Below are 12,250 nucleotides of genomic sequence, written 5' to 3'. Positions count from 1 at the left end.
ACGACTGTGGGGCCCGGATCGTTTGATCCGGGCCCCACAGTCGTCTCCTTGGCCTTGCGACCCAACAATCTACTTGTTGGGGTCCTTCGGCTTCGGCTTGGCATCATGAGCGGCGTCGACCACGGCGTCCTTGACCTCGGTTGCGGCATCCTTCACAGCATCCTCGGCCTCAGCGACGGCCTCAGCGGCCTTTTCTTGCACATGCTTGGCGGCTTCCTTCACAGGGGCCGCAATGTCCTCCACAGTGCTTTTCACAGTGTCCGCAAGATCGCCGGCATCCTGCGCAACGGCGTCGGGCGTGGGAGCCTGAGTAGAGGCTTGCGGGGCCGGGGCCACAGGCGAGGGTGTTTTCCACGGATCAGCGACCGGCTTTGAAGCTTTCCACACGGCCACGCCCGCAGCTGACGCCGCAACGACGACGCCAACCACGATCCAGCCCTTGCCGCCTTTCTTCTGGCTGCGCTTGAGATCCGCCGCTGCCTTTTTGGCGGCAGCAGACGCGGCCTTCTGGGCCTTGGCCAGGGCCTTTTTGTTGCCGGTAATTTTGGCAACCACAACGTCAACTTGATCGGCAGCCCGTGAATTTTCCAGCGCAGTGCCAACGGCCTGGGCAGCGTCGCCCAGTTTTGCCGAGAACCGCGGGATGTATTCCTCTACCATCTTGTCCTTGGCGTTCGTGATGGCGGGGGCTGCCTTGTCTAGGGCCTCCTGAACGCGCGGGGTGGCCTCGTCAACGGCGTCGGAAATTCTTGGAGCCAACTTTTCCAATCCTTCCTGAATCTTCGGGGTAACGGCTGCGACGCCGTCGGCGGTGAACTGGGCCGCCTTGCGAATGCTGTCCTGGACTACCGGAGAGGCACTTTCAAAGCCCTTTTCAATCCGTGGTGCTGCCCAGCCCCAAGCTGCTTCCACGCGTGGGGTTGTCCACTCCACGGCGCTTTCTACACGGGGAGTGGCCCACTCAAGAGCGTTGTCTACTCCTGTGCTCAGGGACTCTTCCAGGCCATGGGTAAAGCGGTCTACTTTCTTCACGTTCATCCTCCACATGTTGGCGTCTTCCTTGCTCAGCCTACGTCCTTAGTCTGGGAGACGGCCATCCTTGCCAGTTCGCCCGGCGCGGAATCTGTGCGGACTGCGAGAAATTTGTCAGTTGGGCGTGGCAGAATGTCGCCATGACTGCTATCCCAACCGCAAAAGCAACTATCAGCACAAGCCTTGGCGACATCGAGGTTAACCTCTTTGGTAACCACGCGCCCAAGACCGTAGCCAACTTCGTTGGCTTGGCCACCGGTGAGATCGAATGGACCCACCCGGCCACCGGCGAGAAGACCACGGCACCGTTGTACAACGGCACCATCTTCCACCGCATCATCAAAGACTTCATGATCCAAGGTGGCGATCCCTTGGGTCGCGGAACGGGTGGCCCCGGCTTCCAGTTCGACGATGAAATCCACCCGGAACTGAACTTCAACGATCCCTACAAGTTCGCCATGGCCAATGCAGGCCTCCAGGGCGGCCGTGGAACCAACGGTTCACAGTTCTTCATCACCACCGTGAACACCAGCTGGCTCCAGGGCAAGCACACCATCTTCGGTGATGTGACTGATCCCGCCTCTCAGGCAGTTGTTGAAGCCATCCAGGCCGTTTCAACGGGCCCGGGCGACAAGCCCCGCGAAGACGTCACCATCAACTCCGTCACGGTGGAGCAGCTCTAAACCCTGCCTTATTCTGGCTTGGACATAGGGTCTCGGCAGTCCCCACCACTCTTGGTCGGGACTGCCGAGACTTTTCACTTACTACTAGGATTTAATCCATGAGTTCTGACTTCCCCAGCGCCAACGCCCCTGTCAGCGCGCCCGTCTGCCCGCGCCACCCTGACAGAGTCTCCTACGTGAGTTGTCAGCGTTGCGGCCGGCCCACGTGCCCTGAGTGCCAGCGCAGCGCGGCAGTCGGAATTCAATGTGTGGATTGTGTCAAAGAAACGGCACGGGCCATGCCGTCACGGCGGACCATCTTTGGTGGAGCCGTCCGGACTGGCCGCCCCGTAGTCACCATCACGATGATGGCCATTTGCGTTGTCATGTTTGCCCTGGACTGGGCGATCCCCAACGGCTTTATCTTCCAGACGTTTGCGTATGCCCCGTTCCTGACCGTGTCGGAACCCTGGCGCATGATCACCTCAGCATTTCTGCACTCCACGGATATCTTGCACATCGCCTTCAACATGTATGCGCTGTGGATACTTGGCAGCGCTCTCGAACCCGCCTTTGGCCGCCTCAGGTTTACCGCCATCTACCTCATTAGCGCCTTTGCCGGCTCTGTGGGTGTCCTGCTCATCTCCCCCATAGACACAGCGGTGGTGGGCGCCTCGGGCGCGGTCTTTGGCCTCTTTGGGGCGTTGTTCGTCGTCCAGAAGAAACGTGGCGGCGACGTTCGCCAGATTGTGGTTCTGTTGGTGATCAATGCGGCCCTTGGCTTCATCATTCCCAACATTGCCTGGCAGGCGCACCTCGGCGGACTGATTGGCGGTGCCCTGTGTGCGCTGGCCATCGCCTATGTTCCAGCCTCTTTCAAGAACAAGCGGAACCTCTTCCAATGGGGCGGAATGGGCGCCGTCGTACTGCTTCTCGTTGGCCTGACCCTCTACAAGGTCTCCACTTTTCCCACCTTTGTACTCGGCTGAACGCTGAGTGCTGACGTGGCCGTGAACGTTACGGCCTAATTTTCCGGTAGTCCCCGGCATAGTGCACCAAGGGAGATAGCTCCGGGTGACAACGAGCCCCGTCGCCCATACTCAGAACCTTGCCCACGACGATCAAGTGTGTGGCTTCCTCGTGGACATTGGTGGTTTCCACCTCAAAATAGGCCAAGCCACCATCTACTACGGCACTAGCCGTTGCTGGCCCGCGCCTAAAAGGAATCTGACTCAGCAGCCCCTCCAGTGGTGTGCCCGGACTTGCCAGCCAGTTGGCCTGCCGCTGTTGATCCGCCGCGAGCAGGGTCAGCGCCCACCTGCCAGCATTCGCTACCGCCTGAGCGATCCTGGACTCTGCGTAGAGGCTCACCAAGAGTGTCGGAGGGTCGTAGGAGACTGAAAGAAATGCGCTCACAGTGGCGGCATAGTCCCGGCCCTGCCACACCGTGCTAATGATCCCTACACCAGCCGCCTGTTCGGCGCTTAATCTACGGTATTCATCAATGTCATTCTCGGTGGGGGCCTGTGGGGAAAGAACGTGTGATTCAAGGGAATCGTTGGTTTCCATGCCCTCATCGTCGCACGTATCCACCGTTGTCCACAGGACTATCCACATGTGGGCATAACTTACAGGGCTGTAGTTCTAGTAGTTTTAAATTCGTCGTACACAGCTTTGTCCACAACGATATGCACATTGGGCATAAGTTACACACATGTAATTCCACAGCTGTGGATTACTTTAGGACGGCAGATTTGTGTCGTTTAAGCCTGATCGCGGCAAAAGTTATCCACTTCTGTGGATAACTTTGTGAACAACTGCATGAAGGCCCACCTTCGAAGACTGCCTGTGGATAGTTCGAACAAGTTGTCAAGAGGGGTGGATAAGTTCGACACAGCATGTGGAAAGATACCCACAATGTGGACAACTTTGGGGATAACGTGTGAACAAAGATTTTGAACGAGGCGCCTTTGTAGGTTCCGGAGCTACGTGTCACTTTTCCGGGTTTCGTGTCACCGGCGTGTCACCATTTCGGGTTTCGTGTCACCAGTCGCATACTGGTGGCATGGCCGGAATCCAGGGTCAGAACGTTTCTTTGCGTTACCTCTGCATCGACAGGGGCGAGGTAAGTACGCGCTTCAGTGAGGCTGATGCGGATGCTGTGCTCCACGGGTTGCCCGTGCGGAAGCCACCAACTTATAAGGGTCAGAGGAACTACCCCGGCTTGTTTTGGGCAGCGACAACCAAGTCGTTCTTGATCTATGAAAGTCTTCTTGAACTGGATTGCCTGTGGCTAAAGGACTTCGATCCCGCTGTTGAGTGGATTGCTACGCAGCCATTTGAAATGACTGGTAGGTGTGCTGGGCGCGACCGGCGGCACGTTCCTGACATCATGCTCCGCTCGACTTCCGGCTTGATTCGGGTCGTGGACGTGAAACCGGTGCGTCGCCTGGAGGACCCTGACACGGCTGCAGTCTTCCAGTGGACAAGCGATGTTTGCGCGGCCCGTGGCTGGAACTACGACGTGTGGTTCGGTGCTTCACCTGCTCTTCTTCGCAATACGAAGTTCCTGGGTGCAGCTCGCCGTCACCCTTTGGTCAACACTGGTGAGCTAACAACGCTCCTGGTTGACTTCGTCGATGGTCGTTCAGTGGGAGAAACTGTCGTTGCCTTCAAGGGTCGCTGTGGAAACGAGTACCGCGTTCGCACTGCCTTGCTGCACCTTCTGTGGCGCGGAGTGCTGGCTTTCGACATGGAATCGCCACTGACTGACGGCACCATCCTTTTTCTCGGGTATGGAGAACTCGATGTCAACAACGTTTGAAGTCATTGTCGGTTCGGCGGTTTGGCTCGATGCCGAGATGTGGACTGTTCAGGAGATTACGGGCTCATCGATCCTGATTTCCAATGGAAAGTCACTGCGAAGAGTCGGTGCGGCCATTGTCGCGCGAGCCCACATTGGTGAAGCCAAGACTGGTCGCACACCTGAAAGTGATCCAATTTCCGTGGCCCTCTCCCGGCTGAGCCCTACGAAACTAAAACAATTGCACTCCCTGGAGCGGGAACTCTTGGGAATTTTGGACGTCGATCCGGCTGAGGGCACCACACAGAGTGAGCTCGTCCGCCAGGCTGCAGAGCGGCAGGGCGTCAGTGTGCGGACCATGCGCCGCAAGATTGCAGACTACCGCAGCGCCGGCTTGCCTGGCCTGATTGATAGTGCGGCCAGCCGCAAGTACGAATCCCGGGTTGATCCGCGATGGGATAAAGCCTGCTTGACTGTCCTGGCGGAACTGGTCTACGAGTCAACACCCACGAAGAGGGCTGTCCTTGGCCGCGTTCAGCGCCTGTTGGACGAAGAGTTCGGGCCCGGAGCGGTGCCAATACCCGGTAAAACAGTGGCCTATGCGCGTGTGGATGAGTTGGCGAAGGGCAGGCAGGCTTTTGGGCAGGGGAAGGCGCGCCGGTCGATTGCTGAGCGGCCGCAGGGGATGTATGGGCGGTTGAGGGCGCAGTATCCGGGTGAGTATGTGTTGATGGATTCAACGCCGTTGGATGTTTTCGCGTTGGAGGAGGGTACTGGCCGGTGGGTTTCAGTTGAGCTGACGGTGGCCATTGATTTGTATAGCCGGTGCATTGTGGGGTTGCGGTTGGCGCCGATTTCAACGGATGCCCGGGATATTGCCGATGTGCTGTATCAGGCGGTGGCCCCACCGGAGGACGACGCCGATGGGTTCCCGTATCACGGGGTCCCGCACAACCTGGTCATCGGTACCGGGGATGACCGGGCCCCGTTGGGGGCTGTTCCGGGGACGATCGTGGTTGATCATGGCAAGGTCTACCTCTCGGACCATGTTCGTGGTGCTTGCGCCCGGATCGGGATCAATATTCAGCCGGCAACACCGCACAAGCCAACGGACAAACCAGAGGTCGAGCGGTTTTTTAGGACGTTGCGGCAGTCGTTCCTGGAGCATCTGCCCGGCTACAAGGGCCCGGATGTGTATTCACGGGGCGACAATGTGGAGAACAAGGCCGTCTACTATGTGACCGAGCTGGAGGACATGATCCGCGAGTGGGTCACGACGGTCTATCACCGCAGTGCCCATTCCGGTCTGTGCATCCCGGAGGTGCCGGGCATTGAGCTGTCGCCGGTGGAAATGTTTGAGGCCGGGTTGGCCAAGACGGGGCATTTGAGGTTGCCGGCCTCGGAGGATCTTGTCTTTGATTTCCTGGCTGTTCATTGGCGCACGATCCAGCACTACGGGGTCGAGATCAAGGGCCAGCGCTATGACGGGGTGGTGTTGAACAAGTATAGGAATGTGAGGTCGAAGGAACGCGGGGCCAATGCCGGGAAATGGCCGTTCTTCTATGACACCCATGATGTGAGGTACGTGTATTTCAAGGATCCCGATGAACACCTCTGGCACCGCCTGGATTGGGAACATGCGCCGATGCTGGACGCCCCGTTTTCCCAGAAAGCTGCCGACTATGCCCGGGAGGTGGCCCGCAGGGAGAACCGGCATGTGAACCCGGAACAGGCTGTCTATGAGCTGTTGGAGAAGTGGCGATCGAAGGAGATCCTCTCACGCAGTGAGCGGAACCTTTCCAAGCGGCTCACTGCGAAGAAACATCCTGGTCTGGAGAGCAAGTCAAAACCTGCGGCTGCCCCGGATCCTGCAGCGCCGGTGCCCGGTGAAGGGCCCGCGGAGGCCGACAGTCAGCCAAAGCGAACCCCGAAGGAGCGGCGGGTGGAGGAACGTAACAGCCGGGTCTTTGACGTGTTTGCCGAGTATTACGAGAACAATCCGGATGCGGAGCTGGAGGTCTTCGAATGAGCGAGAACCAGTGGATTCAGTGGTTGCAGCGCAATGGGTCCCACCCGTATCGGTTGGGCAGCAAGGCTGGTTGGTTTGCTTTTGTTGAGGCCCAGAAACGTGACCCGCTTGCCAGGTTGGCTATGCCGGCGCTGAAGGCTTTGGATGCTGAGGCGTTGGAGGACTACAACGAGTGCCGGATGGTGTGGAATTCCAATATCCCCACGGTGAGGACCCAGCAGCTCGAACACGCGTTTTCCTTGATAGATCAGGTGATGGCGTCGAACCGGCGTGATGGGGACCGGCTCAAGGGTGGGGTTGCGATTGATTCACCGCCCGGGCTGGGCAAGACAACGATCGCTGCCAGCTACGGGAAGGACTTCCATCGGGCCCAGATCCGCCGGTACGGGGCGAGAACGGCTGGTGGGAATCAGCGGATCCCGGTGGTCTTTGTGTCCTTGACGGCCAACACCACGTTGAAGGCGCTGAATTCTCGCATCGTTGAGTTTTACGGCCATCCGGCCTTGAACAGGGTGACGGCTTCGAAGTTGGCGTCGTTGGCGGTGGAGATGGTGGTGAGTTGTGAAACGGCCGTGATCATTGTTGATGATCTGCATTTTGTGGATTTCAATCACCGTTCCGGGACGGAGATCAGCAACCACCTGAAGTGGTTGGCCAACGAACTGCCGGTCACTTTCATCTACACCGGGGTGGGGTTGGCGGAGAAGAGCTTCTTCAGCGAGGGACTCTATGGCGAGTCCGCTGCCTTGACCCAGACGGCACGGCGCACCACGGTGTGCCCGATCCAACCCTTCACGTTGAAGACCAGTGCGGGTGCCCAGGCGTGGACGGCCCTGCTGCAGTTATTGGAGGGAAGCCTGGTTTTGGCCTCGCCCAGGGATGGGATGCTTGTTGATCATGCTTCTCTGATCTTTGAACGCACCCAGGGCCATATCGCCTCCCTCGCCTCGCTGGTGGAGCGGTGTGCGCATCTGGCCATCGCCACGGGTGAGGAAACCATTTCGGCGAAGATCCTGTCTATGGCCGTGACAGATAGTGCCGCCAGCAATGCTTACGCCCTCCTCTAACGACGGACCATCACTGACCTTGCTGGATCAGTCTGCGACCCTGGCGGATTCGGCAGGTGAATCCGTGTGGCCGATGCGACCCAGGCCGGTGCCAGGGGAAACGTTGCCGAGCTGGTTGCGGGCGATGGGACGAATCTACCGGGTCGATACCAAGACCATGGTTCACCTGTTGGGGCTGCCGATCCGACGCCAGAACTACCGGACCATTCACAATGCTGCCCATCACTTCGCCGCCAAGGTGTCGTTGTTGAGTGGGTGCCGGGTGGGGGACTTGGAACGGATGGCCGCTACATGGCAACTACCGGCCCTGCAACGATTCAGCGCGGAAACGACCAAAACGATCATCACCGGCCTTGCCGGCAGTTCCTACTGCCCACTGTGCTTGCGCAAGTACGATGGCCGGTGGCTTACCGACTGGCTCAACCCGCTCTACACCTACTGCCCCGAGCACGGCGTTCGCCTGGAAAAGCTGTGCCCGCGCTGCCAATGCCGCCCGTTCCACGGCACAGACTGGCTTTGGGCCAACGGACCAGGATGGCAATGCAGCAAAACCAACGCACCCACCCCCGAGGACGACGCTGCCAAGACCAGGCTTTGCGGCTTCGACCTACGACGGGCAGAACCCACTGCCGACGCAACCCAGGAGAGGCTCTTCGCTCAGGCTCACCTGAAAGAGGTTCTTGATGCTGCCCTGGTCGGGGCCCAGGGGATCCCGGTGTGCGGCACCGTCGTCACACCACGCGACGCCTGCGCCCTCTTCCTGGGGCTGATCACCCACGGAAACGGCCTCACCGCACACAAATCAGGTTATCGTGCGACCCCACAAACACCTCGAGCGGTGATGGAGGCATCAAGGATTCTTCTGGCGGCCACCCAACGAGAGGCACAAATAGAACTGGCTGCCACCAACAGGAAGACACGCATCAGCCTGACCGTACCCACGCTTCTGGGAGGTTGGCTCCAACTCGATAACGACCGGGCCCCAGTCTCCGGCCACACCATCTTCAAGGGCGGCGGCCAGGACACACAGGGTGGTCCGTGGGAGGTGTGGAACCGGGAAGCAATGCTCCCGCGCATCGACTTCCACGAACGCTACCTCCCTGCCGTGATCTGGACCAGCGCGTTGGCCGGCCCGGCCAGCAAGCACGATAGCCCGGCCAAAATAGCCATCTCCGTCGCCCTGGTCAGGGCCATCCACCGCTGCGATTGGGCCAAAGCAGCCGCCCGGCTCGGGATCCAGTACAAGGACCACCACCTACTCAGTGGACACACCAGGAAGAACAACCTCGTCGGTGAAATCAGCCGCCAGATCCACCGACTCAAACCCTTCCTGGAATCCCTCGACACCACCGACCCCGAGGTCATTGACTACGGCCGCCGCCGCAAAGAACTAGCCAACCCTGAACAACTGTTGGAAACCATCACCCAGTACTGGCTCGACGCCCTGGGCACCAGCGCTGACCTGCCCGCCCTGACATACCGTTTCTGGGCTATGTATACCGGCGGCGACATAAGGTTCGTCCCGGCACTTTACAGCCGACTGACCGTAAGCACCATAGAAACCCAGATGTGGCGGACCGACCAGGACTACCGACGAACCGTCCACCACCACTTCAATATCCTCGCCAAAGACATACTCCGGGCCCATGGCATCGCCGAACCCGTCACCTGGCACCCACACATTCCCACCGTCGATCAATAAGGTCGTGATGGCCACGTGTGAAGCTTCGGCCGTGGACCACCAGCCACCATGTATCACTTTCTATCCATGATTATCAAGAATTCGAGATAAAGCGACGGGTTGGGCTTGTTTGTAACTTGACGGGTTCTCCCATGGTCAAATTGGCTCCAATACCGGGGAGGGTGGGGCCAGTTTCCCGGCGCACAAATTTCACAAGATGGAAGGTTGTGAGACTAGCGCTGTGGCTGCCCACTGTGGCAACTACGGCACAGGCTCAGCGCGGCTTCAGCTGCTGCTTGCAACGCGGCTCTCTTGCTGTCGTAGGGCAGCACTGACCTACGAACTTTTAGCTATCGCGATGGGCTATGAAAAGAGACAAGAATTTTCAGACTACGCAAAGACAGTTGTATGCCCCCTTTGGAAAGATTTAGGGAAACATATGTCGACCAAGAAAGTACCTCGATGAACTTGATATCTGTCTCAAATGATCCAGCTTTCAGAGAGCTCGCTCTGGGTGTAGCAGCCCTGGGCATAGCAGCGGATCAGGCCGTCCGTAGCGGCATACTCCCAGCCCTTTCGGCCGAACAATATCGTCGTCACTCAATGAAGATCAGCGGAACTTTTGTCGCTGCTTTGTGGCAGGAAGCCGTGCGTGACTGGGTTGAAACTCGCGACGATCTGGACGTGATTGTCGGCGAACACTACGAAGGTGGTTGGCCTGAACTGAAACAGGGCAATGTTCATGTAAAGATCGAGCGGCATCATGAACCGAATCGTTCACCGAGACGGGCGAGCTTTGAAATGCAGGCCTGCATGCAGCTCGAACTCTTCCCTCGTTCAGAGGTTTCCCCTGAAAGTGAATCAGTAAACGTGTGCATGACAGCGGTGATGAACGATGAGGCCGAAATTTCGGGCCTTGAAGTTTTTGCCCCCAATGGCAAAGAGACCCCTCATTTCAGTTTCACCGTTGATGCTGACCAAGCCCAGAAGCGGGCCGATGAGTGGTTGGAAGCTAGGGAAGCTTGGGTTGAAATCATCGCTACTGTTCAAGACTTGGGAGCCAACGCAGTTAAGTCACTCCCGGCAGATGTTGGGATTGGGCGACGGTTCAACTCTGAAGTCAGTATCGGCCAACCGCCAATCTCGGCATCGGGTCAGTTCGGTGACCAGCGCTCGACTCAAATCGAAGAAACAGGCACCGACGACTGATTGCCCTGCAACTGCCCAAGTGTCTCGCCCTGACCTGTAGTTTGCCGGCATAAAGGCCTCGTCAGTGGACCAAAAAGTTTCCAATGGGTGATTCCTGAACCACCCAAACGATGTAAAGTTGGAACATGCCTGCGACTGTTCATTCCCTGTACCCGACCGTCGGAGATCCGTATCTTCGTGCTGTTCCCGACACCATCCGAACGCTCCGCACCAGGCGGGGATTCACTCTTGGGTACTTGGCTGAGCAGGTCGGAAAGCAAACTCCGTGGGCTTCCAAGATTGAGTCTGGGCGGCTGTCGCTCAGTGGGGAGCTTCTGTCGCAGTGTGCCGCGGTGCTCAACGTTCCGGCGGTCCTTTTAACTGAGGTTCTTGCTCCTGTTTCTACCGAGGGGCTGGTCTTTCGCAAATATAACATTCCTCGAAAGGTTGAAGAACGGCTTCAATCTGAAGCCACCGTTCGCGCACACGTCATCGATAGGCTCCTCACCTTGACGCAGCAGGAAAAGGCTCCTTCCGTTCCTGAATTCAATGTTGGCGTTCTTGACTCCGGCGCACCTGGTGCAGCATGGAAGCTGCGGGAATTCTGGTCTATCGAGGGGGCTGTCACTGACCTGGCGGGACGGATGGAAGCGCTTGGGATCTTCATTACCCCCAGTCCAATTGACGTGGACAAGGTATCAGGCCTCACTGCTTCTTCAGGCCCGGACACAGCGCCTGTCATACTGCTGAATACAAGGCTTCACGCGGACACCCAACGCTTTACATTGGCCCATGAATTAGGACATCTAGTGATGGATGCAAAGTCGCCCCAGTTGTCGCCCAAGGAACTTGAAACCAGAGCAGACCAATTCGCTAGTGAGCTGCTGGCGCCCTACGGATTGATCCGCGATGACGTGCTCGCACTTAGAGCAGGGGACGTACGCGGACTGCTACCGCTGCAACGACGCTGGGGCCTGCACCCCAAAGCATTTATTACAAGCGCGAGAATTCACGGCGATCTGTCCGCCGAAACTTCAACTATCTGGTTCCGAGCACTCAACGGATCCTTCAAGTCACTAGTTTCTTCTGCGCCGTCATCATTCCCGGTCCAGCCCCGTGCGCTAGGAGATCTTATCGCTTTGTTGAGAGACAATCAGTGGTACCCAGAAGCGATTTCCCAGTTTGTAAATGTTCACACCTCGGAGTTGATCGAATTCACACAGGCGGCTCGCTGGCCGTTCTCGACCCACCCGGTTGCTGAACTAAAGATGCCTCAACGACTCTCCGTCGTTTAGAAGCTTGCCTGAAGAAGTGAGTGCCACGCCTACCCCTCCTGAAAATTTGCGCGCGGTTTATCCCAACGAGCGGAGAATTCACCAGGAAGCCCAGAATCGGGCGGCAGGTTCCGAACGTCAGCGTTATATCGAACTATCAGATGGAACTCGGTGCAAGGCGAGGGTGCGCGTACATCTCCCCAGACCACGGGCTAAAACTAGCTACGCAGAAATGATTTGGACGATCCCGAGAACGGGACGACGGCAAACGTTTATCTTGTTTGCCATCACGGAGGTAGACAGGGCTAAGGTTCTTGTCCGCGCCTGGCAGATGATCCACGAATACGAACTCGCAACACCCAAAGGACGTATGAAATTTCGCAATACTAATGATTCGGATGGATGAATGGGGATGCGTTAGCAGCGTTGGATTGAGAGCGGCTCTATCACCGCAGTTGCCGGCTGAGATTGGACTTCAGTACCTGGTACGAGTCCCCTCGCCATTGGCCCAGGT

The 12,250-nt window shown here is 57.9% G+C and carries 10 protein-coding genes; 8 read left to right on the top strand and 2 right to left on the bottom strand.

What is annotated here, in order from left to right; all coding sequences use genetic code 11:
• Positions 1-69 precede the first annotated feature (69 nt).
• Positions 70-1,032, bottom strand: a complete 963-nt coding sequence (locus CXQ94_RS12555) for a hypothetical protein (protein ID WP_181034201.1) — start codon at positions 1,030-1,032, stop codon at positions 70-72.
• Positions 1,033-1,172: 140 nt separating this feature from the next.
• Here CXQ94_RS12555 and CXQ94_RS12550 point away from each other — a divergent pair, with 140 nt between their 5' ends.
• Complete coding sequence (locus tag CXQ94_RS12550) at positions 1,173-1,715, top strand: peptidylprolyl isomerase (protein ID WP_104090709.1); 543 nt, start codon at positions 1,173-1,175, stop codon at positions 1,713-1,715.
• Positions 1,716-1,993: 278 nt separating this feature from the next.
• A complete protein-coding gene (locus CXQ94_RS12545) occupies positions 1,994-2,683 on the top strand; it encodes a rhomboid family intramembrane serine protease (protein WP_306418900.1) in 690 nt (229 codons plus the stop codon).
• Between the two features lie 28 nt (positions 2,684-2,711).
• Here the strand turns inward: CXQ94_RS12545 and CXQ94_RS12540 are convergent, their stop codons facing one another.
• A complete protein-coding gene (locus CXQ94_RS12540; protein WP_104091082.1) occupies positions 2,712-3,263 on the bottom strand; it encodes a flavin reductase family protein in 552 nt (183 codons plus the stop codon).
• A gap of 496 nt (positions 3,264-3,759) precedes the next feature.
• Here CXQ94_RS12540 and CXQ94_RS12535 point away from each other — a divergent pair, with 496 nt between their 5' ends.
• The 6 genes from CXQ94_RS12535 to CXQ94_RS12510 all read left to right on the top strand — a co-directional run bounded on the left by CXQ94_RS12535 (position 3,760) and on the right by CXQ94_RS12510 (position 11,757).
• Positions 3,760-4,518, top strand: coding sequence for a TnsA-like heteromeric transposase endonuclease subunit (locus tag CXQ94_RS12535; RefSeq protein ID WP_104090703.1), 759 nt, complete (start codon positions 3,760-3,762; stop codon positions 4,516-4,518).
• Entirely contained in the window at positions 4,502-6,526 is a 2,025-nt protein-coding gene (locus CXQ94_RS12530; RefSeq protein ID WP_104090698.1) for a DDE-type integrase/transposase/recombinase, read from the top strand. Before CXQ94_RS12535 ends, CXQ94_RS12530 begins: the two co-directional genes overlap by 17 nt.
• Entirely contained in the window at positions 6,523-7,593 is a 1,071-nt protein-coding gene (locus CXQ94_RS12525; protein WP_104090694.1) for a TniB family NTP-binding protein, read from the top strand. The genes CXQ94_RS12530 and CXQ94_RS12525 overlap by 4 nt, the downstream gene beginning before the upstream one ends.
• On the top strand, positions 7,574-9,295 hold the full coding sequence (locus tag CXQ94_RS12520; protein ID WP_104090692.1) for a TniQ family protein: 1,722 nt from the start codon (positions 7,574-7,576) through the stop codon (positions 9,293-9,295). The genes CXQ94_RS12525 and CXQ94_RS12520 overlap by 20 nt, the downstream gene beginning before the upstream one ends.
• A gap of 441 nt (positions 9,296-9,736) precedes the next feature.
• The gene (locus CXQ94_RS12515; protein ID WP_146070307.1) at positions 9,737-10,483 is read left to right on the top strand and encodes a hypothetical protein; all 747 of its coding nucleotides are present in this window, start codon (positions 9,737-9,739) and stop codon (positions 10,481-10,483) included.
• Between the two features lie 125 nt (positions 10,484-10,608).
• A complete protein-coding gene (locus CXQ94_RS12510) occupies positions 10,609-11,757 on the top strand; it encodes an XRE family transcriptional regulator (RefSeq protein ID WP_104090686.1) in 1,149 nt (382 codons plus the stop codon).
• Positions 11,758-12,250: the final 493 nt, after the last annotated feature.

Source organism: Arthrobacter sp. GMC3, from assembly GCF_002929305.1.
Classification (GTDB): domain Bacteria; phylum Actinomycetota; class Actinomycetes; order Actinomycetales; family Micrococcaceae; genus Specibacter.
The sequence above is the reverse complement of the archived record's forward strand: the minus strand, read 5'-3'. Positions and strand labels throughout refer to the sequence as shown.

What these genes read in the sequence shown, in the direction of transcription:
- CXQ94_RS12550 (WP_104090709.1), top strand. Translation starts at nt 1,173, where the DNA reads ATGACTGCTATCCCAACCGCAAAAGCAACTATCAGCACAAGCCTTGGC.
- CXQ94_RS12545 (WP_306418900.1), top strand. Translation starts at nt 1,994, where the DNA reads ATGCCGTCACGGCGGACCATCTTTGGTGGAGCCGTCCGGACTGGCCGC.
- CXQ94_RS12540 (WP_104091082.1), bottom strand. Translation starts at nt 3,263, where the DNA reads ATGGAAACCAACGATTCCCTTGAATCACACGTTCTTTCCCCACAGGCC.
- CXQ94_RS12535 (WP_104090703.1), top strand. Translation starts at nt 3,760, where the DNA reads ATGGCCGGAATCCAGGGTCAGAACGTTTCTTTGCGTTACCTCTGCATC.
- CXQ94_RS12530 (WP_104090698.1), top strand. Translation starts at nt 4,502, where the DNA reads ATGTCAACAACGTTTGAAGTCATTGTCGGTTCGGCGGTTTGGCTCGAT.
- CXQ94_RS12525 (WP_104090694.1), top strand. Translation starts at nt 6,523, where the DNA reads ATGAGCGAGAACCAGTGGATTCAGTGGTTGCAGCGCAATGGGTCCCAC.
- CXQ94_RS12520 (WP_104090692.1), top strand. Translation starts at nt 7,574, where the DNA reads ATGCTTACGCCCTCCTCTAACGACGGACCATCACTGACCTTGCTGGAT.
- CXQ94_RS12515 (WP_146070307.1), top strand. Translation starts at nt 9,737, where the DNA reads ATGAACTTGATATCTGTCTCAAATGATCCAGCTTTCAGAGAGCTCGCT.
- CXQ94_RS12510 (WP_104090686.1), top strand. Translation starts at nt 10,609, where the DNA reads ATGCCTGCGACTGTTCATTCCCTGTACCCGACCGTCGGAGATCCGTAT.